Origin of the sequence: Bradyrhizobium sp. 192 (assembly GCF_023100965.1) — a bacterium.
In the GTDB taxonomy this organism is placed as follows: Bacteria; Pseudomonadota; Alphaproteobacteria; order Rhizobiales; family Xanthobacteraceae; genus Bradyrhizobium; species Bradyrhizobium symbiodeficiens.
The window spans coordinates 7,718,416-7,742,155 of sequence record NZ_CP064690.1; the positions used below are offsets into that span (position 1 = coordinate 7,718,416).

A 23,740-nucleotide genomic window follows, 5' to 3' on the forward strand; every position below is an offset into this window, starting at 1 on the left:
GAAACGTGGGACCGACTGGAATGACGACCCTTTACGACGGCTTTGACATTGAATCCTTCGAGGCCGGCAAAGGCCTCTGGCACGCCCGCATCCGCCGCGCCGACCTCAGCCCCGTCGCCATCGACGGCGTGCTGTTTCCGGCGATGGAAGTCGGTTTCGCCTGGCCCGATCAGAGCGCCGCGATCGCCGACGCCAAGCACCATATCGACCGCTTCCGCCGCCGGGCCGACAACGACGACGAATAGCGGGCGGGACGGCAAGCAGACCAGGGACAACGCAGCGCCAAGGGGGGAACTGTCATGTCAGTCATCGAAATCGAAGACACGTCGCGACCGAGGATCTACAGCCGCGATGTGTTGTCGACATGCCCGGAATGCAGCGGCGACCTGACGGTGCTCCGCGTGATCGGCGGTCGCACCGGATGCGAGTACTGGGCCATGCGCTGCGACGAGTGCGGCGGCATCCACCTCGACATCCTCGAGCCGCGCCTGATGGTCGTGGACGGCGACGGGCCGCTGCCGGCGGTGTGAGCCCTGCCCAGCTGCCAACCTGCTGTCAGCAGGCTGCATGGCGACGGTCATTCGCCCTTTTCTGAGGGGCGGACTCGTCCCATATTCGCCCTATGGCGAAGAAACCTGCTCCCCCGAAATCCACCAAATCCAAGGCTCCCAACTCCAAGGCTCCCAACTCGAAGGCACATCGGCCCGATGTGCAGCCGATCGGGCCGGCGCTGGCTGAACTTCTGAATCCCGCGATCAATCGCGGCGACGCCGGGCTTGGATCGGGCACCGGGCTGCAGCCGCCGCCGGACAATTCGCGCGACCGCCGCTCGGGCGGCGAGGCTGCGGCGCACCGGGCACGGGCCTCGACGCCCAAAGACCTTCAAAAGCAGTTTCCGCAGGACAATACGCGGCCGATGCCGCTGCGGCCCAACCCGCAGCCGCCGGGGGCCCGCGCCTCCGAGAGCGGTGGCTTCGACGAGGCGCCGCAGGCCAATTACGGCACCGCGGCCACGATCCCGACACTCGATCCGGAACTGGCGCGGCAACTCGGTTTTCCCACCGAGGAGGACGATGCGGAAGCGCTCGCGCGTCCGCCGCGGAACAAGATGGAGGCGCTCGGCGTCAAGGCGACCGCCGACGCGCTGGAATCGCTGATCCGCGAGGGGCGGCCGGAGTTCCGCAAGAACGACGGCTCCACCAAGGTGTGGACCCCGCACCGGCCGCCGCGGCCGGAAAAGTCCGAAGGCGGCGTGCGCTTCGAGATCAAGTCGCCCTATGAGCCGCGCGGCGACCAGCCGACCGCGATCGCCGAACTGGTCGAAGGCATCAACCGGAACGACCGTTCGCAGGTGCTGCTAGGCGTCACCGGCTCGGGCAAGACCTACACCATGGCCAAGGTGATCGAGGCGACGCAGCGCCCCGCCATCATCCTGGCGCCGAACAAGACGCTCGCCGCCCAGCTCTATGGCGAGTTCAAGAGCTTCTTCCCGGACAACGCGGTCGAGTATTTCGTCTCGTATTACGACTATTACCAGCCGGAAGCCTACGTTCCGCGCACGGACACCTACATCGAAAAGGACTCGTCGATCAACGAGCAGATCGACCGCATGCGCCACTCGGCGACGCGCGCGCTGCTCGAACGCGACGACGTCATCATCGTCGCTTCGGTGTCCTGCATCTACGGTATCGGCTCGGTCGAGACCTACACCGCGATGACCTTCGCGCTGAAGAAGGGCGAGCGGATCGACCAGCGCCAGCTGATCGCCGACCTCGTCGCACTGCAGTACAAGCGCACCCAGCACGATTTTACCCGCGGCACGTTTCGCGTGCGCGGCGACGTCATCGACATCTTCCCGGCGCACTACGAAGACCGGGCCTGGCGCGTGAACCTGTTCGGCGACACCATCGAGACCATCGAGGAGTTCGACCCGCTCACCGGCCACAAGCAGGACGAGCTCGAATTCATCAAGATGTACGCCAACTCGCACTATGTGACGCCCCGCCCGACGCTGGTGCAGGCGATCAAGTCGATCAAAGCGGAGCTGAAGCAACGGCTCGACCAGCTCCACGACCAGGGTCGCCTGCTGGAAGCGCAGCGGCTGGAGCAGCGCACCACATTCGACCTCGAGATGATGGAGGCGACGGGGAGCTGCGCCGGCATCGAGAACTATTCGCGCTATCTTACCGGGCGCCTGCCCGGCGAGCCGCCGCCGACGCTGTTCGAATACGTCCCCGACAACGCGCTGGTGTTCGCCGACGAGAGCCACGTCACGGTGCCGCAGATCGGCGGCATGTTCCGCGGCGACTTCCGCCGCAAGGCGACGCTGGCCGAATACGGCTTCCGCCTGCCGTCGTGCATGGACAATCGCCCGCTCCGCTTCGAGGAATGGGACATGATGCGGCCGCAGACGGTCGCGGTGTCGGCGACGCCGAGCGCCTGGGAGCTGAACGAGAGCGGCGGCGTGTTCGTTGAGCAGGTCATTCGCCCGACCGGACTGATCGATCCGCCTGTCGACATCCGCCCGGCCCGCACCCAGGTCGACGATCTCGTCGGCGAGGTCCGCGCCACCGCGCAGGCCGGCTATCGCTCGCTGATCACGGTCCTCACAAAACGCATGGCGGAGGATCTCACCGAATATCTGCACGAGCAGGGCATCCGCGTCCGCTACATGCACAGCGACATCGACACCATCGAGCGCATCGAGATCATCCGGGACTTGCGCCTGGGCGCGTTCGACGCGCTGGTCGGCATCAACCTGTTGCGCGAAGGTCTCGACATCCCCGAATGCGCGCTGGTCGCGATCCTCGACGCCGACAAGGAAGGTTTTCTGCGCAGTGAAACGTCCTTGATCCAGACCATCGGCCGCGCCGCGCGCAACGTCGACGGCAAGGTGATCCTCTATGCCGACCAGATGACGGGTTCGATGGAGCGCGCCATCGCCGAGACCAACCGCCGCCGCGAAAAGCAGGTCGAGTACAACACCGCCAACGGCATCACGCCGGAGAGCGTGAAGAAGCAGATCGGCGACATCCTCAACTCCGTCTACGAGCGCGACCACGTGCTGGTCGAGGTCGGCGGCCATGACATGACCGACGACGTCATCTCGATCGGCCACAATTTCGAGGCCGTGCTCGCCGATCTCGAAACCCGGATGCGCGAGGCCGCCGCCGATCTGAACTTCGAGGAAGCCGCCCGCCTGCGCGACGAGGTCAAGCGCCTGCGTGCCACCGAGCTCGCGGTGGTCGACGATCCCACCGCCAAGCAGCGCGTTGTGCAGGGCAAGGCCGGCGCCTATGCCGGCAGCAAGAAATATGGCGACGCCGCGAACTTGCCGGTCAGCGCGATGAAGAAGAAGACCGTGAGCTCCGCGCTGAAGGCGAGCGGCGGCGGCAGCGGCTCGAAGGTGCACAAGCCGCATCTCGACGAGATGCACGGGCCGGAGTCGCTGCCGTACCGCGAGAAGCAGACGCTGCCGTCAAAGCCGTTCGGTAGCACTAGCCGGATTATCCAGCCGACGGATTCACGGCAGTCGGGGCCGGAGTTCGGGCCGGCGCCGAAGTCGACGGGTGGGATGCCGGGGCGGCGGGGTGGGTGGAAGAAGAGGTAGGGCCTAAGTCGGCAGCGCCGTTTGTGGGTATGGATTCCGGGCTCGCCGCTTTGCGGCCCCCCGGAATGAGGGCGGAAAGACTTCCGCCCTCACCCCACGCTCGCCGTCACCACGGCCATCACCGACAGCAGCAGCACGATCGTCATGAGCTGGAGCGAGGCGACCGGCTGGGTGCGCCAGGCCGTGATCTTGTCGGACAGCGACAAATGGGCCTCGAAGAATTTCGGCTCGTAGACGGTCTTGAAGAAGCCTGGGAAGCTCGGGCCCAAAGTGACCGCCAGCATCGCATGGGCGAGCGAGGCGATGGCCACGAAGATGGCGACGCCGGGGTCGCCGACGAGGTCGTGGTTGCCGACGAGCTTGAGCAGGAACGCGGCGGCGGCGAAGGTCGGGAAGCTCTGCAGGGTCGCGGTCAGCGCGAGGCCCTCGAGCGCGTTATGCAGGCGGGACTTTCTGGCGGTGGCGATGGCGGCCATGGCACGTCTCCCTGATGACATGGAGATGACGATAGCCGCCCTTGGCGCTCGGCGATGTGAGATGCGTCACGCCCTGCTCTTCCACCGGGGCAAGCGGCGAGATGGATTCTCAGATGCGCAATTGCGCATCTCAGTTCGCGCCAAATGGCGCGCCCGGGAATGACAGAGAATTACAGCTTCCCCTGCCCGTTCACCTGGCTTTGCTGCTGCTGCCGCTGCTTTTCCTGCTCCTTGGCGTGGTGCCGGCCATAGAGGCAGCCGGCGGCGGCGCCCAGCACGCCGTGATGGCCGGCATAGTGGCCGGCGACGCCGCCGACGATGGCGCCCTTGATGCAGCCCTTGGCGTTGGCGGCGGAGGTCGCGCCGAGCATGAGCAGCGCGGCGGTGACGGCGAGAAGCGGCGATTTCATGGGTCGATGTCTCCGGATGCGACGTTGGACCCTCAACGAACGCGGGAGGGTCCGGGTTCCCATCCGGGCAAGGCCCCGCCGATGGGCCTGCGGCGTCATCGCATGGTACAGAGGCCCGCACGCAGACAAGTGCGCAACCCGCAGCCCCCCATGAACGCGGCATGGCGCTGGCGTGTTTTTGCGGATTTATGAACCCGCGACACCCACGGTAGCGTTGCAATCCCACGACCAACGAGGACGGGAGCGGCATGACGGTCGAAAAGCTGAACAGGCAACGCGTGCTGCATCTGCTCGACGCCTTCGCGCGGGGCGATCTCGAGGCCGCGCTGGCGTGCTGCACCGAGGACGTCGACTTTCTCACCCATGCGCCGATCGACGTGCTGCCGCACATGGTGCCGCGCCACGGCAAGCAACAGCTGCGCGAACTCTGGCAGACGATCTGGTCGCGCTATTCGGAGGTCCGCTACAAGGCGCGGCACATCGTTGCCGAGGCCGACCAGGTCGCAACCTACATGCACACCTATTTCAGGAAGCGAAGCAACGACCGCATCGTGCAGTTCGACATGGCGGTGTTCTACAGCTTCCGCGGCGGGCTGGTGGCGGAGATCCGCGAGATCATCGATTCCTACGATCTGGTGCAGCAGGTGCTCGAGCGCGAGATCGGGCCGCTGATCGTGGGTCAGCGGACGGACTGAGCCTCCCCTGCCCTGGAACCCGCCGACACCCGGGAGATTACGGGGTTCTGTTGCAAATTTCACATATCGCCATCAATTGTGCATTGCAAAAACGTGAATTGCGTTTTGGCCGAAACCACCTATTTTGTTTGCATACAAATGAGTTGAGCCTCACCGCCTGACGGCGCCCGGGGTCGTTTTCCGTTTTTTATCGCAAAGCCAGCGTCAGGACTGCCCAAAATGACAGAGCACAGCCTCTGGCGTTTCTCGCGCTCGTTGCACCGCGCGATCAACGACCGGCATTTCGAGGACATCGAGGCCCTGATCGACGAGGACGTCGAATGGGCGCTCTACGGCCCGATCGACATGTTTCCGTTCCTCGGCGCGCGCCAGGGCAAGGACGCCGTGCTCGACGTCATCCGCCAGCTCGCCGACAATTTCCAGGTCCGCCGCTTCGACCGCGAGAGCATCATGCTGGGCGTCGATTCCGCCGCCTCGATGCTGCGCTACTCGCTGACGGCACTGGACTCCAACAAGCCGATCAGCTTGCGAGTCGCGCAGTTCGCCCAGTTCAGGGCGGGCAAGCTTGCCAGCATGCGCGTCCTGATCGACACCTTCGACCTGGTCGAGCAGGCACTCGGCCGCGCCATTCATCTGCCGAAGATGACCGGCGTCGGCTGAAGGGGGACACCAACGGGCCCCGCTGTTCGGGACCGATGACGATGCCTGACGCGACGTCCTGGCCTCCAGCCCCGCCGGATGCCGTCGCATCGAGAGCTGTCGTCGGGCGCGCGCCTTTCGCGCGGCCCGTTGGTTCGCGTCCCCCACGCGAGGTGCCACAATTTCGCAACGATAAATCCGCATTGATGCAAGCAGACCGAATGGCGCATGGTCATCACCGAGGACCGCCTTATACTGGCGGACAACATGCGCCGGGGTTCGCGGGCAGGACGATGGAATTCTCGACAGGTTTTGGCTGGACCAGGCTGCCGGTGCTGGCGGCCGCGTTCATCTTGGGCTCGGTGCTGACGGCTTCGGCGCAGATCATTCCGCCCTTCTCCCCACCCGCGGCCGTAGCCGACGACGAGGCCGAGACCGAGACGGCAGAGGTCCCCGACGTCAACGACCCCGACGTGATGAAGGGCATCGACGTCGACAAGCTCGACTGGAGCCAGCTTGCGGTCGACGCCGGCACCGGCATCGACCCCATGGCCGCCAGGAAGCGCGCGCAGGCCGCCGCCAAGGACGGCCTCGACTGGTCATCGAACGCCAATGCCAACGGCTCCTCGGCGGTGACGGTGAAGCAATCCGTGTTCTCGTTCTGGGATACGCGGATCGGCGCCGACATGACGGTGGCGCGCGAGCCGCGGACGATGTCCGAGTTGCTGGCGCAAAAGGCCACCAATGGCGGCAACCTGCCGCAATCCTCCGGCAGCGCCTGGGCGACGGCAACCGCGCCCGGCGCGGGCGTGATCTGGGACAAGACCGCGGTCGAAGCCCGCGTCGACCCCGGCTCGGAACAGAGCAGCCTCGGGGCATCGCTGATCAAATCGGTGCCGCTGTCCGGCGACACTTCGCTGACGCTGCAGAACGGCTACAGCGTCAACCAGCAGGGCACGAGTGCGGTCCCCGGCATCGGCGGCCACGTCACCCGCAATTACGAGACCGACCAGTCCGCCAAGGTCACCCTCACCGACACCGGCACCAGCGTCACCGCCGGCCAGACGTTGTCGACCACCGACGACAAATGGCTGCGCAAGGTCGGCGCCGAGCAGAAGCTGTTCGACAACGTCACCGTCTCCGGCTCGGTCGGCGAGACCTCGCAAGGCGCGATCAACAAGAGCGTGACGGCGGGTTTCAAGAAGAGCTGGTGAGTTCCTTCGCCTCTCCCCGCCTGCGGGGCGAGGGAGTCGGGCGCCGCCCGAGCCGCGCATTGGCCATGCATCGGCGGCGTTCAGACTCTCGTAACCATACGCCACGGCAAAACCCCCGAATGGTCCGCCCTTGCCGCATCTCGGCCCATTTGCGGCCAAAATCGGACGTCCAGATGAGCAAGCCTCACAGACGTCGTCGTGCGGGGGACACTCGCGCTGCGCTCAACGCGAACAGGGGAATAACGATGAACGCCATGCGTCCGGAAAAGACCGAAGCCGCCGAGACCGAGACGGTCGACACCAACCTCGCTGCAGTCACGGAAGTCGAAGCCGGCATCCGCGATTTCGTCCGCAACGATATCGCCTATCTGCGCCGTCCGGCGGCGACGACCACCGACGCGCCGCCGCTCGACCCGAGCGCGGAAGCCACCGTCACCAACGTGAACTCGCTGATCCAGCGCGTCGCCGGCACTTCGCTCGCCGAGATCGAGAATTTGATCTCGGAGCTCGAGAGCCTGCGCGACCTGCTGCATGCCGAAGGCCAGCGCGTCCAGCGCGAGATCTCCGGCTACGCCCAGCTCAGCCAGGCCGCGATGAAGTCGACCCGGATGATCGCCGACAACGTCGCACAGTGGAAGCGCGCCGCCGACGGCCTGCGCAACAGCTGATCGCCGATACCACGCATCACCAGCCGCCGCGTTCCGAAAGGGCGCGGCGGTTTTGATTCTGGGGCTGTACGGACGCGAAGTGCTTGCCCTCACGCAGTCTCCCCAACACAGGTGTCAGCCATGTCTCCGGACTAAACATCGAGCCGGGGCATGACAGCGGTGGCTGTAGTTTGAACCCTCTGCCGCTCCCCAACGACCAATGCCGAGCGCCCGTGCCGCTACGGCCGGGCTTGGGGACATTCAGATGGAAAGCATTCGGCCCGATACCACGGACCCGATACCCTTGCGGCGCGCGCCGAATCAATTCGGCACGATCATGCTGCGCTTTGTCGGGTTGTTGGCGGTTTCGATCGCGGTCCTGGCGTTGGTCTATAGCCGCTGAGGGCGGAGGCCGCTTCGCGGTCCCGCGGATTTAGCGAACGCTTACCGGCTCGCGTCGACAGCCGAGGCTTCCAGGGTGTAGGCGCCATCGGCATAGCCCTTCACCACCATGCCGGCGACCAGCATCACTGCCAGCGTCGCGGTCGCGAAGAGAAATCCAACAAACTTGAGTGCGCCGCGATCAGCCATGGTCCTCGTCCCCTGTCGTCTGCCCAGTTCGTTTCAAATAGACAGCGACAGGTTCATAATTAGTTAGCAACTGACTGGTTCCGCAAAACTGCTTCGCGGTAACCATCTTGCGCAGGCTTATGGCAGCCGCCCGGAATCGCGTCCATAGCGCGCGGGCAACACTCGCGCATCATTTGCCGCGTTCATCTTGGAACAGGTCTAAGCGCTCTTCGCACGCATCGGCACGAAGGCGCTGGCGGTGATGGAATAGACCTCCTCGCCGCGCTGGTTGGTGCCGGTGGTGCGGGCAGTCAAGATGCCCCAGCCGGGGCGCGAGGCGGAAATACGCTTGTCGATGACGACGTTGACGTAAGCGACGGTGTCGCCGGCGAGCACCGGCCGGATCCAGCGCAGGTCGCGAAAGCCCGGCGATGGCCCCCACACCGCGACCTCCTCGCCGCGCGATGCGGCTTCGCGCGCCAAGCGCTGGCCGTCGGCGACAAGCAGGCTCATGCAGGCCGAGCCGACATGCCAGCCCGAAGCCGCGAGCCCGCCGAACAGCGAGTTCTTGCCCTCCTCCTCGTCGAGGTGAAAACGCTGCGGATCGAACTTCGCGGCGAAATTCTTGATGGCCTCGGCCGTGAACGTATAGGTGCCGATCTCGCGGCGCTGGCCGATCTCGATGTCGTCGAAGAACCGCATCAGACCGCCCCCTCGCGCCGCTCGATCAGGATCGGCGAGGTCATCTCACCCAGCGCCTCCCCCCTGGCGTTGCGCACGGTGCATTTGAACTTGACGATGCCGAGCTCGGGCCGGCTCTTCGAGGGGCGCGCCTCCAACACGTCGACGTCGAGCATGAGATCGTCGCCGGGCCGGAGCGGCGACAGCCAGCGCACCTCGTCGACGCCGGGCGAGCCGAGCGAGGCGGCACGGGTAATGAAACCATCGGCCATCATGCGCATCATCAGCGAACAGAGGTGCCAGCCCGAGCCGGAGAGGCCGCGCAGCATGCTCTTGGCTGCGGCCTCCTCGTCGAGATGCATCGGCTGCGGATCGAACTCGGCGGCAAAGGCCAAGATCTCATCGCGGGTGACATGGCGCGGGCCGAATGTTCCGAACCGGCCGGGCGGGAAATCTTCGAAGGTCAGGGTCATCTTGGGATTGCTTGCGGAAATGACAGATTGTGGCCGCACTTTGCGGCAATCTCAACCCGCCGGCCCGCATGGCTCGTGCTACATACGGGGTGGCAGCGTTGGTCTTGAGTCGGATCGACCGAGGGCCAAGATCCATTTACCAAGGCCCGATGCCCTGGGGAGAGCAATGTTTTCATTCAGCGATCTGTTTCAGTGGGACCGCTTTATCACGCCGACGATCATCAAGACCTTCTATTGGCTGGTGATCGCGCTGATCTGCCTGTTCGGCCTCTCCGGAATCTTCTCAGGGCTCGCTGCGATGGCGATCAGCCCGTTCGGCGGTTTCCTGGTGCTGCTGTCGTCGATCGCGAGCGTCGTCGTCGGGATCGTGTTCTCGCGCATCCTCGCCGAGCTGATCCTGATCGTCTTCCGCATCAACGAGCATCTCGGCGCGATCCGCGACCAGGGCGGCGGACTGCGGTGAGGGTGGTCTCGTAGGGTGGGTTAGGCGAAGCCGTAACCCACCTCTTCTGTTTCCGCGGATCGAGCCATTGGTGGGTTACGCTACGGGACCGCTGTTCGCAGCTTACGTATTGAACCGGAAATGCATCACGTCGCCGTCGGCGACGACGTATTCCTTGCCTTCGAGACGAAGCTTGCCGGCATCGCGGGCGCCGGCTTCGCCGCCGAGTGCCACGTAATCCTCATAAGCAATCGTCTCGGCGCGGATGAAGCCCTTTTCGAAGTCGGTGTGGATCACACCGGCCGCGCCCGGCGCCTTGGTGCCGCGGTAGATGGTCCAGGCGCGCGCTTCCTTCGGGCCCACCGTGAAGTAGGTGATGAGGTCGAGCAGCGTGTAGCCGGCGCGGATCAGACGATCGAGGCCGGCCTCTTCGAGACCCAGCGTCTCCAGGAAGTCGGCACGCTCATCGCGTGAAATGGTGGCGATCTCGGATTCGATCTTGGCCGAGATGACGACGGCGACGGCGCCTTCCTTGGCGGCCTGCTCCTGCACCGCCTTGGAGAACGCATTGCCCGTCGCGGCCGAGCCTTCCTCGACGTTGCAGACATAGAGCACGGGCTTGGACGACAGCAGGCCGAGCATCCCGAAGGCGCGCTCCTCTTCCGCCTTGCGCTCGACGAGGCGCGCGGGCTTGCCCTCGCGGAGAAGCACCAGGGTGCGGTTGACGAGGTCGAGCTGCTCCTTGGCGTCCTTGTCGTTGCCCTTGGCCTTCTTGGTGAGGTTGTCGACGCGCTTCTCGAGGCTGTCGAGGTCGGCGAGCATCAGCTCGGTCTCGATGGTCTCGATGTCCGCGAGCGGGGCGATCTTGCCCTCGACATGGGTGATGTCGGAATCCTCAAAGCAGCGCACGACATGCGCGATGGCGTCGACCTCGCGGATGTTGGCGAGGAACTGGTTGCCGAGGCCTTCGCCCTTGGAGGCGCCGCGGACGAGGCCGGCGATGTCGACGAAGGTCAGCCGGGTCGGGATGATCTGGCCGGATTTGGCGATCGCTGCGAGCTTGTCGAGCCGCGGATCCGGCACGGCGACCTCGCCGACATTCGGCTCGATGGTGCAGAACGGATAGTTCGCCGCCTGCGCCGCGGCCGTCTCGGTCAGCGCATTGAACAAAGTCGACTTGCCGACATTGGGCAATCCGACGATCCCGCATTTGAATCCCACGAGCGTTATTCCTTGCCGTTGTCGTCCTTGGTCAAAAATCCCTTCGCCTGCATCGCGAGATGCACCCTGTTGGCAAAGGTCGCATCCGTGCCCTTGGCGACCAGGCCTGCGTGCTCGGCCACCGCCTCGCACAGCGTCGTCACCCAGTCGTTGTCGGCCTTTGCGAAGTCCGACAGCACGTGGCCGTGCACCAGTTCCTTGACGCCGGGATGACCGATGCCGAGCCGCACACGGCGATAGTCGTTGCCGATATGTGCGGAGATCGAGCGCAACCCGTTATGGCCGGCGATACCGCCGCCGATCTTCACCCGCACCTTGCCCGGCGGCAGCTCGAGCTCGTCATGAAACACAGTGACGTCGCCCATGGCGATCTTGAAGAAGCTTGCGGCTTCCTGAACGCTGCGACCGGAATCGTTCATGTACGTCGTGGGCTTGAGCAGGATCACGCGCTCGGTGCCGAGCGTGCCTTCCGAGGTCTCGCCCTGAAAACGACGGCGCCATGGTCCGAAACCATGACGCCGCGCGATCTCGTCGACGGCCATGAAGCCGATATTGTGCCGGTTACGTGCGTATTTCGCGCCGGGATTGCCGAGCCCAACAAACAGTCGCATGACGCGGCGCGCCCCTCGCTCGGCGCGCGATCAGAGACCGCGCGCCAGCTTTGAGAGATTACTTCTTCTTTTCGCCGCCGGCGGGAGCCTTGGCAGCGGCCGCCGGAGCAGCACCCGCAGCCGGGGCAGCACCAGCCGCCGGAGCAGCCGCAGCAGCGCCAGGAGCCGCAGCCGCCGCAGCAGCCTTCTGCTCTTCGGCGTAGCCGGACGGCGGCACGATGGTGACGAGGGTCGCGTCCTCGCGGGTCAGCGCCTTCACGCCGGCCGGCAGCTTGACGTCCGACAGATGCAAGGAGTGACCGATTTCGAGCGAGCCGACATCGGCCTCGATGTACTGCGGGATGCTCTCGGCGCCGCATTCGATCTCGATCGCATGAGCCACGATGTTGACGGCGCCGCCGCGCTTCACGCCGGGCGAGCCTTCCGCCTTCACGACATGCAGGGGAACGCTGATGCGAATGGTGGCGCCTTCGCCGAGCCGCATGAAGTCGACATGGATCGGGAAGTCCTTGACCGGATCGAGGTGATAGTCGCGCGGAATCACGCGGTGCTTCTTGCCGTCGAGGTCGATGTCGACCAGCGTGGTCAGGAACCGGCCGGCGAGGATGCGCTGGCGCAATTCACGATCGTCAACCGAGATCGGGAGCGGGGGTTGCTTGTTGCCGTAGATCACTCCGGGCACTTTCCCGGCGCGACGCTCAGCCCGGGCGGCCCCCTTGCCGCTCTTCGGACGTGCGGTCGCCTTCAATTCCTTGACGGTCGTCGCCATGTCGTTAAGTCCTTGTTTTTGCAAAAGTTAATGGGCCGCAAGGCGGCCCATGGTGCCGTCCACAGCAAGCCTCCAGGGGTGCGGGGGCCGCGGACGTGGCGGGCTTTTACCCGGAAGATGCGGAAATGACAAGGAAATGCGAGGATTTTTTGCAGCCGGCGTGGCCCGGAACACCGTCATGGCCGGGCTTGTCCCGGCCATCCACGTCTTGCGGGACTGGAGTTGAGAACGTGGATGCCCGGGACAAGCCCGGGCATGACGACCTCAGCCAGCCGCTCCGCCGAGCTTGGCCTCCAGCGCCGCGATGCGCGCCTTCAGCGCCTCGTTCTCCTCGCGCGCCAAGCGGGCCATGTCCTTGACCGCCTCGAACTCCTCACGCTTGACCAGATCCATGTCACGCAGGAATTTTTCAGCTTGGGTGCGCATCACCGTGTCGAACTCGCGCTTGACGCCCTGGGCGGCGCCGGCGGCATCGTTCATCAGGCGGCCGATCTCGTCGAAAAACCGGTTGTTGGTCTGGGTCATTTCGGTCTCCTGGCGGCCTCAACTTTGCGCGAACTCTCGAAAAGACAATGGCAATCCGAGCGGAACGGTTCAAGGCCCGATCGGCGGTATCCTTGTCATGAACCGGTTTCCTTGCAATCGTATTCAACGTCCCTGCATAAGAAGAATCACAAGGCGACAAGAGATGATCGACCAGCAGATCGCGATCCCCACCAGGGACGGCCACACCGCAACCTTCATCAGCCATCCCGAACGCGGCGGGCCGTTTCCGGTCATCCTGTTCTACATGGATGCGCCCGCGATCCGCGAAGAGCTGCGCGACATGGCGCGCCGGCTCGCGACCTCAGGCTATTACGTGATGCTGCCGAACCTCTATTACCGCTCCGGCGTGATGGAGCTCGGTGCGCTGCCGGCCGATCCGAACGCGCCGGAACGCAAGCGCATGTTCCAGCTGATGGGCTCGCTCACCATTCCCATGATCATGGACGACACCAGAGCGCTGCTCACCTATGCCGAGGGCCAGGCAGCCGCGAACACCAAGCTGGTCGGCACCGTCGGCTATTGCATGAGCGGCCGCTACGCCGTCAACGCCGCCACACATTTCCCTGATCGCGTCAAGGCGGCCGCCTCGGTCTACGGCGTGCAACTGGCAACGGATCAGGACGACAGCCCGCATTTGGCCGCGGCCAAGACCAGGGCCGAACTCTATTTCGCCTGCGCCGAGACCGACGTCTACGCGCCGCCGGAGATCATCGAGAAGGTCAAAGAGGGCATGAAAGGCGCAAAAGCCGAGGTCGAGATCTATCCCGGCACCCATCACGGCTTCGCCTTTCCCAGGCGCCCGGTCTACGACCGCGACGCGGCCGAGCGGCATTGGGAGCGTCTGCTGGCGCTCTATCGCCGTAACCTCGTCCAGATATAGAAGGCGCGATGCTCTTTCTGCTCATCGACTTCCCCGCCTTCAAGCCGATCGCGATCGAGATCGGCCCGTTCGCGATCCGCTGGTATGCGCTGGCCTATATCTGCGGCATCGTGTTCGGCTGGCTCTATGCGCGCTCGCTGCTGAAGAAAGAGCGCCTGTGGGGCGGCCCAGCGCCGATGTCGCTGCTGCAGATCGACGACTTCATCCTCTGGGTCACGCTCGGCATCATTCTCGGCGGCCGCACCGGCTACGTGCTGTTCTACAATCTGCCATTCTTCATCGATCATCCTGCCGCGATCTTCCGATTGTGGGAGGGCGGCATGTCCTTCCATGGCGGCTTTCTGGGCTGCGTCGTGGCGGTGATGTGGTTTGCTTATCGCAATCGCATCTCGATCCTGTCGCTCGGTGACATCACCACCGCGGTCGCCCCGATCGGGCTGCTGCTCGGGCGCATCGCCAACTTCATCAACGGCGAATTGTGGGGCCGCGCCACCGATGCAAGCCTGCCCTGGGCAATGATCTTCCCCCACGATCCCACGCAGCTGCCGCGCCATCCGAGCCAGCTCTACGAGGCCGGCATGGAAGGCATCCTGCTGTTCACGGTGCTCGCGATCATGATCCGGCTCGGCGCGCTGAAGCGGCCTGGCATGATCCTGGGCGCCTTCATCCTGATCTATGGCCTGTCCCGGATCGCCGGCGAGCACTTCCGCGAACCGGACGCGCAGCTTGGTTTCCTCTGGGGCGGATTAACCATGGGCATGCTGCTGTCGATCCCGATGCTTATCGTGGGCGGCATACTTATTGTATTGGCAGTCAGGCGCGGTGCGCCGAAGCCCGCAGGGACCATTCGTTAATTCATTTCGAGAAGACCACCGTGACCGAGCAGCCGCTACTCAACGAGATCAAGGCGCTGATCAAATCCTCAGGCCCCATGCCGGTCTGGCGGTACATGGAACTGTGCCTGATGCATCCGCGCCATGGCTATTACGTTTCGCGCGATCCCTTGGGACGTGAAGGTGACTTCACCACCGCGCCCGAAGTCAGCCAGATGTTCGGCGAGCTGCTCGGACTATGGACGGCCTCGGTGTGGAAGCAGATGGGCTCGCCGCAATTCCTGCGGCTGATCGAGCTCGGCCCCGGCCGCGGCACCATGATGGCCGACGCGTTGCGCGCGCTTCGCGTGCTGCCGCCGCTCTACCAGGCGCTTCATATCCACATGGTCGAGGTCAATCCCGTGCTGCGCGAGCGGCAGGGTGCGACGCTGTCGGGCCTGCGCAACATCGCCTGGCACGACAACATCGACGATGTGCCTGAGGGACCGAGCATCATCCTCGCCAACGAATATTTCGACGTGCTGCCGATCCACCAGATGATCCGCCACGAGAACGGCTGGCATGAGCGCGTGATCGAGATCGACGGCAACGGAAAACTTCAATTCGGTGCGGCATCCGAGCCGACGCCACGCTTCGACGTGCTGCTGCCGCCTTTGGTGCGCGCCGCGCCCGTCGGCGCCGTGTTCGAATGGCGGCCCGACGGCGAGATCATGAAGCTCGCCACGCGCGTGCGCGACCAGGACGGCGCCGCGCTGATCATCGACTATGGCCATTTGCGCAGCGATGCCGGCGACACCTTCCAGGCAATTGCGCGCCACACCTTCACCGATCCCTTGAAGGCGCCCGGCCAGGCCGACGTCACCGCCCATGTCGACTTCCAGGCGCTGGGGCGCGCGGCCGAGGATGTCGGCGCGCGCGTGCACGGGCCGGTGACGCAAGGCGACTTCCTCAAGCGCATCGGCATCGACACCCGCGCCGCCGCCTTGATGCAGAAGGCAACGCCGGAGGTCGCCACCGACATTTCGATCGCGCTGAAGCGCCTGACGGACACCGGCCGCAGCGGCATGGGCTCGATGTTCAAGGTGCTCGGCATCTCCGAGCCGCGGCTGACGGCCATTGCCGGCCTCAGCGATCTCGAACAGGCCGGAGGCAATTGATGACCCTCACCTCGTCGCTGCTGGCAGCTGTGCCCGGCCTGCGCCATGCCTTCTTCACCCGCGAAGGCGGCGTCTCCGGCGGCATCTATTCCGCGCTGAACGGCGGGCTCGGCTCCAGCGACGATCAGACCCTCGTCGCAGAGAACCGCCGCCGCATGGCCGAGCATGTCGGCGTCGCGGCCGACCGCTTCCTCAGCCTGCACCAGATCCATTCGCCCGACGTGCTGGTCGCCGAGACGCCCTGGCCGAACGGGCCGCGGCCGAAGGGCGATGCGCTGGTGACCAACAAACCCGGCATCGCGCTCGGCGTCTCCACCGCCGATTGCGGGCCGGTGCTGTTCGTCGACCCCAATGCGCGCGTGATCGGCGGAGCGCATGCCGGCTGGAAGGGCGCGCTGACGGGCGTGCTGGAATCCACGATATCAGCGATGGAAAAACTCGGCGCCACCCGCAGCGGCATCATTGCGGCGATCGGGCCGCTGATCCGCCAGGACAGCTACGAGGTGGGCAACGAGTTCGTCGCGCGCTTCATCGAGGCCGATGCCGACAACGCAGTCTTCTTCATCCCGTCGGTGCGCGAGGGCCACGCAATGTTCGACCTCGCCGGCTTCATTCGCAACCGGCTCGAGGCCGCCGGCATTTTGATGATCGACGACCTCGGCCTCGACACCTACGCCGACGAGCGCTTCTTCAGCTATCGCCGCTCGGTGCATCGCAAGGAGCCGGATTACGGCCGTCACGTTCACGCGATCGCGCTCGAACCGTGAACACAGCGGCAACCCCGTGTCATTCCGGGGCGATGCCCTGATGCGATGGCGGTGGCCTGTGTCGCCCCTGCCCTAGACCTTAACCGATTTTAACGATATCGCTGCCGTCCATAATGAGGGACGCGTCATTCATCCTGGGCCGTGCGGGTTCGCGCGTGCTGGTGGTCGTGCTGCTGACGGCAGCGACCGCGCTTGGCGGCTGCGCCGGCGGCGGCGGGGCCGCCAATTCCTATGCGATGGCGCCGAGCACGGGCTCCGGAGCGACGGTTGCCTTCGAATCGATCGACGGGCCGCCGCCGCAGGTGTTCGACCGCATGGTCGGCGTGCTCGACAGTGAATCCAAGCTGCGCAGCCTGTCCGTCGTCTCCCGCGAGGGGACCGCTGCCTATCGCGTGCGCAGTTATCTCTCCGCCCAGGTGGTGCGCGGCAAGACCGTGATCGCCTGGGTCTGGGACGTCTACGACGCCAACCAGCAGCGGGCCCTGCGCCTCTCCGGCGAGGAGCCGACCGCCGCCAGGGGCGGCCGCGATCCCTGGAACGCCGCCGACGACCTCGTGCTGCGGAAGATCGCCCAGGCCGGATTCAGCGGACTTTCCAACATGATCAACGGAACGCCGGATGCACCGAGCACGGCTCCGGGCCTTCGGGGACCGGCGGTGGCGAGCGTCGCTCCGATCGCACCCGTACCCGAGATGCCGACGACGGCACTCGGCTATGCGGAGCGATAACCCCCGCTAAACCACGGCCTCAAGTTGCGGCCAAGCCGTTGGCCCGACTCGGGATTTTCGAAGGGAAAACGTAGCCTCCCGGGTTGCCATTGCAGCCCCCGGCCTGATATTTCCTCGCCCGTCGTAACCGTGCTTCCAGTGGGATCTGAGATGTTAAACGTCGTATCCAGCAAAGCGCGGGAGGAAGCATCCATGTCGGGCAAGAACGGCTCCATCAAGCTCGTCGCCGGCAACTCCAATCCGGCCCTCGCGCAGGCGATCGCGCAGGGCCTGGACCTGCCGCTGACCAAGGCGGTGGTGCGGCGCTTCGCCGACATGGAGATCTTCGTCGAGATCCAGGAGAACGTCCGCGGCTCGGATGCCTTCATCATCCAGTCGACCTCGTTCCCGGCGAACGACCATCTGATGGAATTGCTGATCATCACCGACGCGCTGCGCCGCTCCTCGGCGCGCCGCATCACGGCAGTGATCCCGTATTTCGGCTACGCCCGGCAGGATCGCAAGTCCGGCTCTCGCACGCCGATCTCGGCCAAGCTCGTCGCCAACCTGATCACCCATGCCGGCGTCGACCGCGTCATGACGCTCGACCTTCACGCTACCCAGATCCAGGGCTTCTTCGATATCCCGACCGACAATCTGTTCGCTGCCCCCGTGATGGTGCGCGATATCCGCGAACGTTTCGACCTCGGCAAGGTGATGGTGGTCTCGCCAGATGTCGGCGGCGTGGCCCGCGCTCGCGGCCTTGCCAAGCGCATCAACACCCCGCTCGCGATCGTCGACAAGCGCCGCGAGAGGGCGGGCGAATCCGAGGTCATGAACGTGATCGGCGACGTCGCCGGCTATAGCTGCATCCTGGTCGACGACATCGTAGACTCCGGCGGCACGCTGGTGAACGCGGCCGACGCGCTGATCGCCAAGGGCGCCAAGGACGTCTACGCCTACATCACCCACGGCGTGCTCTCCGGCGGCGCGGCCGCCCGTATCACCAACTCCAGGCTGAAGGAGCTCGTGATCACCGACTCGATCCTGCCGACGGACGCGGTGAGCAAGGCGCCGAACATCCGCACCCTGCCGATCGCCAGCCTGATCTCGGACGCGATCGCGCGCACGGCGGCGGAAGAGTCGGTGTCGAGCCTGTTCGACTAGTTTTCCGATCGCGACAGGGCCTCGTAGGGTGGGCAAAGGCGCAACGCGCCGTGCCCACCTTTGTTGTGACCATGAAGACGGTGGGCACGCTTCGCTTTGCTCTCCCTACGGCAGCCGTGCTCTGACGCGCCGCAGCACGCCTCGCAGCCCACGGGTTGTTGCCGCCCTCCGCCCATGACATCATCCGAATACCAAGTCATCTCTGCCCTCTGGATCCCTGATGCCAAGCCGGAAATTTGCCTGGGAGAAGCTGTCGGATGACGAGTTGCTCAGGCAGCGCCTCTCCAGCCTGAGGGTGACGGTCAAAGGCACCTGGCTCGAGGACTGCGTCAGCACGCTTCATGAGGAGCTCGAAGAGCGGGGCATCCGGCTGCGGCCTCACACCTGGATCTCCAGTGAATGGTTCAGTCCGGGCGGTGTGCCGGGCATCGCGATCCCCTTCTATCTCGCCCATCCCCGTCTGATGAAGCTTGAGAAGAAGATGATGTTCGACGTCGAGGGCGGGACCTGGCGCGAATGCATGGCGATCCTCCGTCACGAGGCCGGCCATGCCATGCAGCACGGCTATCAGCTGCAGCGCCGCCGGCGCTGGCAGCAGCTGTTCGGCCCGTCGTCGAAACACTACCCGCGCTACTACCGGCCCAATCCTGCCAGCAGGCGCTACGTCCAGCATCTCCGGCTGTGGTACGCGCAGAGCCATCCGGACGAGGATTTCGCAGAGACCTTTGCGGTGTGGCTGCGGCCGCGTTCGAACTGGCGGACGCGATATGCCGGCTGGCCCGCACTGAAGAAGCTCGAATATGTCGACGAGCTGATGAGCGAGATCGCGGGAAAGCGGCCGCTGATCACCACGCGAGAGCGTGTCGAGCCGCTGGGCCGGCTCAGCCAGACGCTCGAAGACCACTACAAGAAGAAGCAGGCGTTCTACGCCTTCACGCCACCGAAGACCTACGACCGCGACCTCTCCCGGCTGTTTTCGGCCGATCCGCGTCATCACCGCTCAAAGCCGGCTTCGGCCCTGATCCGGCGCCACCGCGCCCATATCAGGCAATTGGTCGCGCGATGGACCGGGGAGAACCAGCTCACGCTCGATGCCGTGCTTGACGAGATGATCTCCCGCTGCCGCGAACTCGACCTGCGCGCCGTCGGCCCTGAACAGAAGCTCGTTCTCGACTTCACCGTCCTCGTGACCGCCAAGACGATGCACACGATGTTCGGCCCGTCTCGGCGCAAATGGATCGCGCTATGAGACGCTTGCGCATTCTGGTCCTGATGCATCCGGACTTCATGCCCCCGGACTCCTCCGACGGATACACCGCGCAGGAAATCAACAATTGGAAAACGGAATACGACGTCGTCAGCACCTTGCGTGCGGCCGGCCACGACGTCCGCGCGCTCGGCGCGCAGGAGGAGATCAAGCCGGTGCGCGAGGCGATCGAGGAGTTCAAGCCGCATGTTGTTTTCACGCTGCTGGAGGAATTCCACAACAACGTTGCCTTCGACCAGCACATCGCGAGCTATCTCGAGCTGATGAAGGTCCCTTATACCGGATGCAATCCGCGCGGCCTGATCCTGGCGCGCGGCAAGGACCTGTCAAAGACGCTGGTCCATCACCGGCGCATCGCGGTGCCGGCCTTCGCGGTTTTCCCGATGCGACGCAAGGTCAGGCGGCCGAAGCATCTTCCGCTGCCGCTGATCGTCAAGAGCCTGAACATGGATGGATCTGCCGGCATTTCCCAGGCCTCGATCGTCGACACCGACGAAAAGCTCGCGGAGCGCGTCGCCTTCATCCACGATCGGAGCGAAACCGCCGCCATCGCCGAGCAATTCATCGAGGGGCGCGAGCTTTACGTCGGCGTGATCGGCAACAATCGTCTGCGCGTCCTGCCGGTCTGGGAACTGAAATTCGGCAGCATGGGCGGGCGCAGGTCTCGGCACATCGCCACCGAAAAGGCCAAGCACGACACCGACTATCAGGAGAAGGTCGGCATCGTCGACGGGCCGGCGAAGGACCTCTCGCCCGAAGTTACCGCGCGCATCCAGCGCGCGGCGAAGCGCATCTATCGGGCGCTTGGCCTCGACGGCTACGCGCGTATCGATTTTCGTCTCACCGCCGACGGCACGCCGTATTTCATCGAAGCCAATCCCAACCCCGAGATCGCCAAGAGCCAGGAGTTCGCCACGGCGGCTCAACATGCCGGGCTCAAATATCCGGATCTCCTGCAGCGCATCCTGACGCTCGGCATCAGCCGGGCCAAGGCGGGGGTGTCATTGGGGTGATGGAAGGTGACAGCGATCGTAGAATGGCCCCTCATCCTACGAGACGCGCTACGCGCTCCTCGGGATGAGGGGTAATGGTCGTTGCACTGCGTTACACAATTCCCGCCGCGACCTGGCCACGCAGGCGCTCCAGGCCGAGCAACGTCTCCGCACAGGCGGCCGCGACCTCGACGCCCTTGATCGCAAAATGCTTGCGGAAGAAGTCGTAGTGCACCTCGGTCTCGTGGAATTGCTGCGGCGTCAGCACCGCAGAGAACACGGGAACTTCGGTGCGCAGCTGCACGTCCATCAGCGCCTTGATCACGGTGTCGGCGACGAACTCGTGGCGATAGATGCCGCCGTCAACGACGAGGCCGGCCGCGACGATGGCGGTGTAACGCCGCGTCTTGGCGAGAACCTGCGCATGCAGCGGGATCTCGAACGAGCCCGGCACCTCGAACACGTCGACATGGGTGAGGTGGCGCGCTTCGGCCTCCTTGATGAAGGAGATGCGGGCCTCCTCGACCACGTCGCGGTGCCAACAGGCCTGCACGAAGGCCACCCGCTGCGGCTTTGCGAAGCGCGGGTGGTCGGGCGCCGGGTCATGCGGAACCGGCGGTAGGGTGACTTCGGAAGTTTCGGTTTTGGGGTCTTGCAACATCTGATTCATGGCTTTCCTCGGTTTAAGGACCAGAATCAGGGCACACGGAACGACAAACAGCCGCATCTTGCGATGCGTCTGCCTCCGACCGTTCTCTTTCATCCGGACTTTAACCGTCGGCTTCGGAGTTGCACCGAATCTGCTGACCCTTCCCCCCGGAGAAATCCTTTTCAGGAAGATCCTTGAGGAAGGCGCTCGCGGGCTTAGGCCTTTCGGCCCTTACCGCCGGTGGGGACTTTCACCCCGCCCTGAGAACATCGACCGCCCGGGATGAGCGGCCTGACCGGAAATATGACGCCGGCCGGCGGCCACAGCAAGCGTGTTCCTCATGGGGAGAGCGCATGGTCCCATGCCGCCATTGGGGTCCTCTTGGCGGCACGCCCCTCGCGGGGCGGAATTAACGCTGGGCGCGGGGTCCGGAATCCGATTCCGGTTTGTTCTCATCGTTAAGAATTGTGGCCGAGAGATGAGCTGTGGACGAACGAGTCCTGACTTGTGGACGGACTCGGCAGCCAGTTGCGCAGATTCCGCAAATCACATCACTTGATCCGCGACAGGCCCGCACCGATCCGAGGGGATCGCAAGAGCGACCCCGAGGGGAATCGCGATCGCGACATTGAGGGAGCGTACCGGGCCGACCGCGTGCGTATCAAAGACAACAAAAAGGCAAGAGGTCGAGACGGCATGTCCCTGCTCGAAGGCACTATCGATTCCAGAAGCCATCCGCTCGCGGTGGTCGAGGATATCGCTGCCAGCAACAACTGGCCGTTCGAACGCTCCGGCGAAGACGAACTCACCATTGTCTCGAAGGGACAATGGACCGACTACCAGATCTCCTTCACCTGGATGGGCGAGATCGAGGCGCTGCATCTGGCCTGCGCCTTCGACATGAAGATTCCGGTCGCGCGCCGCGGCGAGGTGCAGCGGCTCGTCGCCGCGGTCAACGAGCAGCTGTGGGTCGGGCACTTCGATCTCTGGACCAACACCGGCATGATCATGCACCGCCAGGCCCTGGTGCTGCCGGGCGGGCTCACCGCCTCGACCGCGCAATGCGAAGCCATGCTCGCCGGCGCCATCCACGCCTGCGAGCGCTATTTCCCGGCGTTCCAGTTCGTGGTGTGGGCCGGCAAGACCACCGCGCAGGCCATGGACGCGGCGATGTTCGACACGGTGGGAGAGGCGTAAGGTCTCGCCCACCTCTCCGCCGTCGTCCCGGACAAGCGAAGCTCCCGACAACGCGCAGCGTCGTCTGAAGCGGAGCGCCGACCCGGGGCCCAAACCGCGTGATGCCGCTTCTGGCGCGCGGCTTGTTGCCAACAGCTGCATCCACTAGAACGGCCTGTGGTTATGGGTCCCAGCGCCCGTGCGCAATTGCGCACCAGGCAGGGACGACAGCGAGTTTGTGGCAGCAGCGATGACGAACAATCCCCTCCAGAACATCACAGGCACCATCCTTCTCGCCGGCGCCGGCAAGATGGGCGGCGCGATGCTGACCGGATGGCTTTCAGGCGGACTCGATCCGCGCCGCGTCGCCGTGATCGATCCGCACATCTCGCCCGAGATCACCGCGCTTGCCGTCAAGGGTGTCGCGCTCAATCCCGACGCGACGACGGCCGGCCCCGTCGAGACGCTGGTCGTGGCGGTGAAACCGCAGATGTTCCGCGAGGCCGGCATCAGGCTGAAGCAATTCGTCTCGGACAAAACCTCGGTGGTGTCGATCATGGCGGGAACCACGATCGCATCGCTGCAACAGGTCTGCGGCGGCGCCGTGGTGCGCGCAATGCCGAACACGCCGGCCGCGATCGGCCGCGGCATCACCGTCGCGGTCGCAGCCAACAACGTCAGCGCCGCGCAGCGCGCGGTGGCCGATGCGCTGCTGCGCGCCACCGGCTCGGTCGAATGGGTCGACGACGAGAGCCTGATGGATGCGGTCACTGCCGTCTCCGGCTCCGGCCCGGCCTATGTGTTCCTGCTGGCCGAAGAGCTCGCCCGCGCTGGCGTCGAGGCCGGATTGCCCGAAGCACTGGCGACCAAGCTTGCACGCGAGACGGTTGCCGGCTCGGGCGAACTGTTGCACCAGTCGGAGCTGCCGTCGAGCACGCTGCGCCAGAACGTCACCTCGCCCGGCGGCACCACGGCTGCGGCGCTCGGCGTGCTGATGGGCGAGCCCGGCCTGCGCGAGTTGATGATCCGCGCGATTGCCGCGGCGACGAAGCGGTCGAAGGAATTGGCGAAGTAGGCAGAACAAGAGCGTTTCGGCCCCGATCCGGACGGCCGAACGCAAGGCGATCCTGGCTGTTGCCGA

General features: G+C 65.0%; 29 protein-coding genes and 1 riboswitch. Of the genes, 19 read left to right on the forward strand and 10 right to left on the reverse strand.

Annotation, left to right across the window (positions count from 1 at the left end; genetic code table 11):
* The first annotated feature begins 20 nt into the window (after positions 1–20).
* The 3 genes from IVB24_RS36225 to uvrB all read left to right on the forward strand — a co-directional run bounded on the left by IVB24_RS36225 (position 21) and on the right by uvrB (position 3,610).
* The gene (locus IVB24_RS36225; protein WP_094973027.1) at positions 21–245 is read left to right on the forward strand and encodes a hypothetical protein; all 225 of its coding nucleotides are present in this window, start codon (positions 21–23) and stop codon (positions 243–245) included.
* Between the two features lie 54 nt (positions 246–299).
* Positions 300–530 carry a hypothetical protein gene (locus IVB24_RS36230; protein WP_094973028.1) on the forward strand — a complete coding sequence of 77 codons (231 nt, stop codon included), beginning with the start codon at positions 300–302 and terminating at the stop codon, positions 528–530.
* A gap of 92 nt (positions 531–622) precedes the next feature.
* The gene (gene uvrB, locus IVB24_RS36235) at positions 623–3,610 is read left to right on the forward strand and encodes an excinuclease ABC subunit UvrB (protein WP_247771424.1); all 2,988 of its coding nucleotides are present in this window, start codon (positions 623–625) and stop codon (positions 3,608–3,610) included.
* A gap of 89 nt (positions 3,611–3,699) precedes the next feature.
* Here uvrB and IVB24_RS36240 read toward each other — a convergent pair whose 3' ends face one another.
* Positions 3,700–4,086, reverse strand: a complete 387-nt coding sequence (locus tag IVB24_RS36240; RefSeq protein ID WP_247771425.1) for a hypothetical protein — start codon at positions 4,084–4,086, stop codon at positions 3,700–3,702.
* Between the two features lie 170 nt (positions 4,087–4,256).
* Positions 4,257–4,496: a hypothetical protein gene (locus IVB24_RS36245; RefSeq protein WP_094973031.1), complete on the reverse strand. Its 240-nt coding sequence runs from the start codon at positions 4,494–4,496 to the stop codon at positions 4,257–4,259.
* Between the two features lie 248 nt (positions 4,497–4,744).
* On the opposite strand from IVB24_RS36245, the gene IVB24_RS36250 reads away from it, so the two are divergent.
* From IVB24_RS36250 to IVB24_RS36270, 5 genes are all read left to right on the forward strand, one after another.
* Complete coding sequence (locus tag IVB24_RS36250) at positions 4,745–5,191, forward strand: nuclear transport factor 2 family protein (protein ID WP_140482839.1); 447 nt, start codon at positions 4,745–4,747, stop codon at positions 5,189–5,191.
* Positions 5,192–5,410: 219 nt separating this feature from the next.
* Positions 5,411–5,851 (forward strand): nuclear transport factor 2 family protein, encoded by a 441-nt coding sequence (locus tag IVB24_RS36255; protein WP_247771426.1) that lies wholly within the window; start codon positions 5,411–5,413, stop codon positions 5,849–5,851.
* A 272-nt stretch (positions 5,852–6,123) separates the two neighbouring features.
* Positions 6,124–7,044 (forward strand): hypothetical protein, encoded by a 921-nt coding sequence (locus tag IVB24_RS36260; protein WP_247771427.1) that lies wholly within the window; start codon positions 6,124–6,126, stop codon positions 7,042–7,044.
* 245 nt (positions 7,045–7,289) lie between these two features.
* Positions 7,290–7,712, forward strand: a complete 423-nt coding sequence (locus IVB24_RS36265) for a hypothetical protein (protein WP_028140177.1) — start codon at positions 7,290–7,292, stop codon at positions 7,710–7,712.
* Positions 7,713–7,956: 244 nt separating this feature from the next.
* Positions 7,957–8,094, forward strand: a complete 138-nt coding sequence (locus IVB24_RS36270) for a hypothetical protein (RefSeq protein WP_162848618.1) — start codon at positions 7,957–7,959, stop codon at positions 8,092–8,094.
* 41 nt (positions 8,095–8,135) lie between these two features.
* Here the strand turns inward: IVB24_RS36270 and IVB24_RS36275 are convergent, their stop codons facing one another.
* The 3 genes from IVB24_RS36275 to IVB24_RS36285 all read right to left on the reverse strand — a co-directional run bounded on the left by IVB24_RS36275 (position 8,136) and on the right by IVB24_RS36285 (position 9,415).
* Positions 8,136–8,282, reverse strand: a complete 147-nt coding sequence (locus IVB24_RS36275; RefSeq protein WP_162859507.1) for a hypothetical protein — start codon at positions 8,280–8,282, stop codon at positions 8,136–8,138.
* A gap of 198 nt (positions 8,283–8,480) precedes the next feature.
* Complete coding sequence (locus tag IVB24_RS36280) at positions 8,481–8,963, reverse strand: MaoC family dehydratase (protein WP_247771428.1); 483 nt, start codon at positions 8,961–8,963, stop codon at positions 8,481–8,483.
* On the reverse strand, positions 8,963–9,415 hold the full coding sequence (locus IVB24_RS36285; RefSeq protein ID WP_247771429.1) for a MaoC family dehydratase: 453 nt from the start codon (positions 9,413–9,415) through the stop codon (positions 8,963–8,965). The genes IVB24_RS36280 and IVB24_RS36285 overlap by 1 nt, the downstream gene beginning before the upstream one ends.
* 166 nt (positions 9,416–9,581) lie before the next feature.
* Here IVB24_RS36285 and IVB24_RS36290 point away from each other — a divergent pair, with 166 nt between their 5' ends.
* Positions 9,582–9,878 (forward strand): DUF4282 domain-containing protein, encoded by a 297-nt coding sequence (locus IVB24_RS36290; protein ID WP_094895030.1) that lies wholly within the window; start codon positions 9,582–9,584, stop codon positions 9,876–9,878.
* 102 nt (positions 9,879–9,980) lie between these two features.
* On the opposite strand, the gene ychF is transcribed toward IVB24_RS36290, so the two are convergent.
* The 4 genes from ychF to IVB24_RS36310 all read right to left on the reverse strand — a co-directional run bounded on the left by ychF (position 9,981) and on the right by IVB24_RS36310 (position 12,983).
* Positions 9,981–11,078, reverse strand: coding sequence for a redox-regulated ATPase YchF (gene ychF, locus IVB24_RS36295; protein WP_094895029.1), 1,098 nt, complete (start codon positions 11,076–11,078; stop codon positions 9,981–9,983).
* A gap of 5 nt (positions 11,079–11,083) precedes the next feature.
* Complete coding sequence (gene pth / locus IVB24_RS36300) at positions 11,084–11,689, reverse strand: aminoacyl-tRNA hydrolase (protein WP_247771430.1); 606 nt, start codon at positions 11,687–11,689, stop codon at positions 11,084–11,086.
* 58 nt (positions 11,690–11,747) lie between these two features.
* Complete coding sequence (locus IVB24_RS36305) at positions 11,748–12,458, reverse strand: 50S ribosomal protein L25/general stress protein Ctc (RefSeq protein ID WP_140482831.1); 711 nt, start codon at positions 12,456–12,458, stop codon at positions 11,748–11,750.
* 264 nt (positions 12,459–12,722) lie between these two features.
* Positions 12,723–12,983, reverse strand: a complete 261-nt coding sequence (locus IVB24_RS36310) for an accessory factor UbiK family protein (protein WP_247771431.1) — start codon at positions 12,981–12,983, stop codon at positions 12,723–12,725.
* Between the two features lie 163 nt (positions 12,984–13,146).
* On the opposite strand from IVB24_RS36310, the gene IVB24_RS36315 reads away from it, so the two are divergent.
* From IVB24_RS36315 to IVB24_RS36350, 8 genes are all read left to right on the forward strand, one after another.
* Complete coding sequence (locus IVB24_RS36315; protein ID WP_140482829.1) at positions 13,147–13,884, forward strand: dienelactone hydrolase family protein; 738 nt, start codon at positions 13,147–13,149, stop codon at positions 13,882–13,884.
* Between the two features lie 8 nt (positions 13,885–13,892).
* Positions 13,893–14,738 carry a prolipoprotein diacylglyceryl transferase gene (gene lgt / locus IVB24_RS36320; protein WP_247771432.1) on the forward strand — a complete coding sequence of 282 codons (846 nt, stop codon included), beginning with the start codon at positions 13,893–13,895 and terminating at the stop codon, positions 14,736–14,738.
* Between the two features lie 20 nt (positions 14,739–14,758).
* Complete coding sequence (locus IVB24_RS36325; protein WP_247771433.1) at positions 14,759–15,874, forward strand: SAM-dependent methyltransferase; 1,116 nt, start codon at positions 14,759–14,761, stop codon at positions 15,872–15,874.
* The gene (gene pgeF / locus IVB24_RS36330; RefSeq protein WP_166467143.1) at positions 15,874–16,641 is read left to right on the forward strand and encodes a peptidoglycan editing factor PgeF; all 768 of its coding nucleotides are present in this window, start codon (positions 15,874–15,876) and stop codon (positions 16,639–16,641) included. Before IVB24_RS36325 ends, pgeF begins: the two co-directional genes overlap by 1 nt.
* Before the next feature lie 113 nt (positions 16,642–16,754).
* The gene (locus tag IVB24_RS36335; RefSeq protein ID WP_247771434.1) at positions 16,755–17,369 is read left to right on the forward strand and encodes a hypothetical protein; all 615 of its coding nucleotides are present in this window, start codon (positions 16,755–16,757) and stop codon (positions 17,367–17,369) included.
* 192 nt (positions 17,370–17,561) lie between these two features.
* The gene (locus IVB24_RS36340; RefSeq protein WP_162308363.1) at positions 17,562–18,515 is read left to right on the forward strand and encodes a ribose-phosphate pyrophosphokinase; all 954 of its coding nucleotides are present in this window, start codon (positions 17,562–17,564) and stop codon (positions 18,513–18,515) included.
* 220 nt (positions 18,516–18,735) lie between these two features.
* On the forward strand, positions 18,736–19,764 hold the full coding sequence (locus tag IVB24_RS36345) for a putative zinc-binding metallopeptidase (RefSeq protein WP_247771435.1): 1,029 nt from the start codon (positions 18,736–18,738) through the stop codon (positions 19,762–19,764).
* Positions 19,761–20,795: an ATP-grasp domain-containing protein gene (locus IVB24_RS36350; protein WP_162407023.1), complete on the forward strand. Its 1,035-nt coding sequence runs from the start codon at positions 19,761–19,763 to the stop codon at positions 20,793–20,795. Before IVB24_RS36345 ends, IVB24_RS36350 begins: the two co-directional genes overlap by 4 nt.
* Positions 20,796–20,886: 91 nt before the next feature.
* Here the strand turns inward: IVB24_RS36350 and IVB24_RS36355 are convergent, their stop codons facing one another.
* Complete coding sequence (locus tag IVB24_RS36355; RefSeq protein WP_094973048.1) at positions 20,887–21,444, reverse strand: 6,7-dimethyl-8-ribityllumazine synthase; 558 nt, start codon at positions 21,442–21,444, stop codon at positions 20,887–20,889.
* 77 nt (positions 21,445–21,521) lie between these two features.
* A riboswitch (FMN riboswitch) is annotated at positions 21,522–21,695 on the reverse strand.
* Between the two features lie 424 nt (positions 21,696–22,119).
* On the opposite strand from IVB24_RS36355, the gene IVB24_RS36360 reads away from it, so the two are divergent.
* Positions 22,120–22,620, forward strand: a complete 501-nt coding sequence (locus IVB24_RS36360; protein WP_094973049.1) for a YbjN domain-containing protein — start codon at positions 22,120–22,122, stop codon at positions 22,618–22,620.
* A 229-nt stretch (positions 22,621–22,849) separates the two neighbouring features.
* Positions 22,850–23,674, forward strand: a complete 825-nt coding sequence (gene proC, locus IVB24_RS36365; RefSeq protein WP_140482813.1) for a pyrroline-5-carboxylate reductase — start codon at positions 22,850–22,852, stop codon at positions 23,672–23,674.
* The last annotated feature ends 66 nt before the right edge of the window (positions 23,675–23,740 follow it).

What these genes read in the sequence shown, in the direction of transcription:
- IVB24_RS36265 (WP_028140177.1), top strand. Translation starts at nt 7,290, where the DNA reads ATGAACGCCATGCGTCCGGAAAAGACCGAAGCCGCCGAGACCGAGACG.
- IVB24_RS36250 (WP_140482839.1), top strand. Translation starts at nt 4,745, where the DNA reads ATGACGGTCGAAAAGCTGAACAGGCAACGCGTGCTGCATCTGCTCGAC.
- IVB24_RS36225 (WP_094973027.1), top strand. Translation starts at nt 21, where the DNA reads ATGACGACCCTTTACGACGGCTTTGACATTGAATCCTTCGAGGCCGGC.
- IVB24_RS36290 (WP_094895030.1), top strand. Translation starts at nt 9,582, where the DNA reads ATGTTTTCATTCAGCGATCTGTTTCAGTGGGACCGCTTTATCACGCCG.
- pgeF (WP_166467143.1), top strand. Translation starts at nt 15,874, where the DNA reads ATGACCCTCACCTCGTCGCTGCTGGCAGCTGTGCCCGGCCTGCGCCAT.
- IVB24_RS36345 (WP_247771435.1), top strand. Translation starts at nt 18,736, where the DNA reads ATGCCAAGCCGGAAATTTGCCTGGGAGAAGCTGTCGGATGACGAGTTG.
- IVB24_RS36285 (WP_247771429.1), bottom strand. Translation starts at nt 9,415, where the DNA reads ATGACCCTGACCTTCGAAGATTTCCCGCCCGGCCGGTTCGGAACATTC.
- IVB24_RS36350 (WP_162407023.1), top strand. Translation starts at nt 19,761, where the DNA reads ATGAGACGCTTGCGCATTCTGGTCCTGATGCATCCGGACTTCATGCCC.
- proC (WP_140482813.1), top strand. Translation starts at nt 22,850, where the DNA reads ATGACGAACAATCCCCTCCAGAACATCACAGGCACCATCCTTCTCGCC.
- IVB24_RS36340 (WP_162308363.1), top strand. Translation starts at nt 17,562, where the DNA reads ATGTCGGGCAAGAACGGCTCCATCAAGCTCGTCGCCGGCAACTCCAAT.
- IVB24_RS36245 (WP_094973031.1), bottom strand. Translation starts at nt 4,496, where the DNA reads ATGAAATCGCCGCTTCTCGCCGTCACCGCCGCGCTGCTCATGCTCGGC.
- IVB24_RS36230 (WP_094973028.1), top strand. Translation starts at nt 300, where the DNA reads ATGTCAGTCATCGAAATCGAAGACACGTCGCGACCGAGGATCTACAGC.
- lgt (WP_247771432.1), top strand. Translation starts at nt 13,893, where the DNA reads ATGCTCTTTCTGCTCATCGACTTCCCCGCCTTCAAGCCGATCGCGATC.
- IVB24_RS36260 (WP_247771427.1), top strand. Translation starts at nt 6,124, where the DNA reads ATGGAATTCTCGACAGGTTTTGGCTGGACCAGGCTGCCGGTGCTGGCG.
- IVB24_RS36280 (WP_247771428.1), bottom strand. Translation starts at nt 8,963, where the DNA reads ATGCGGTTCTTCGACGACATCGAGATCGGCCAGCGCCGCGAGATCGGC.
- IVB24_RS36270 (WP_162848618.1), top strand. Translation starts at nt 7,957, where the DNA reads ATGGAAAGCATTCGGCCCGATACCACGGACCCGATACCCTTGCGGCGC.
- IVB24_RS36360 (WP_094973049.1), top strand. Translation starts at nt 22,120, where the DNA reads ATGTCCCTGCTCGAAGGCACTATCGATTCCAGAAGCCATCCGCTCGCG.
- IVB24_RS36355 (WP_094973048.1), bottom strand. Translation starts at nt 21,444, where the DNA reads ATGAATCAGATGTTGCAAGACCCCAAAACCGAAACTTCCGAAGTCACC.
- IVB24_RS36310 (WP_247771431.1), bottom strand. Translation starts at nt 12,983, where the DNA reads ATGACCCAGACCAACAACCGGTTTTTCGACGAGATCGGCCGCCTGATG.
- IVB24_RS36255 (WP_247771426.1), top strand. Translation starts at nt 5,411, where the DNA reads ATGACAGAGCACAGCCTCTGGCGTTTCTCGCGCTCGTTGCACCGCGCG.
- pth (WP_247771430.1), bottom strand. Translation starts at nt 11,689, where the DNA reads ATGCGACTGTTTGTTGGGCTCGGCAATCCCGGCGCGAAATACGCACGT.
- IVB24_RS36335 (WP_247771434.1), top strand. Translation starts at nt 16,755, where the DNA reads ATGAGGGACGCGTCATTCATCCTGGGCCGTGCGGGTTCGCGCGTGCTG.
- IVB24_RS36305 (WP_140482831.1), bottom strand. Translation starts at nt 12,458, where the DNA reads ATGGCGACGACCGTCAAGGAATTGAAGGCGACCGCACGTCCGAAGAGC.
- IVB24_RS36315 (WP_140482829.1), top strand. Translation starts at nt 13,147, where the DNA reads ATGATCGACCAGCAGATCGCGATCCCCACCAGGGACGGCCACACCGCA.
- IVB24_RS36240 (WP_247771425.1), bottom strand. Translation starts at nt 4,086, where the DNA reads ATGGCCGCCATCGCCACCGCCAGAAAGTCCCGCCTGCATAACGCGCTC.
- uvrB (WP_247771424.1), top strand. Translation starts at nt 623, where the DNA reads ATGGCGAAGAAACCTGCTCCCCCGAAATCCACCAAATCCAAGGCTCCC.
- IVB24_RS36275 (WP_162859507.1), bottom strand. Translation starts at nt 8,282, where the DNA reads ATGGCTGATCGCGGCGCACTCAAGTTTGTTGGATTTCTCTTCGCGACC.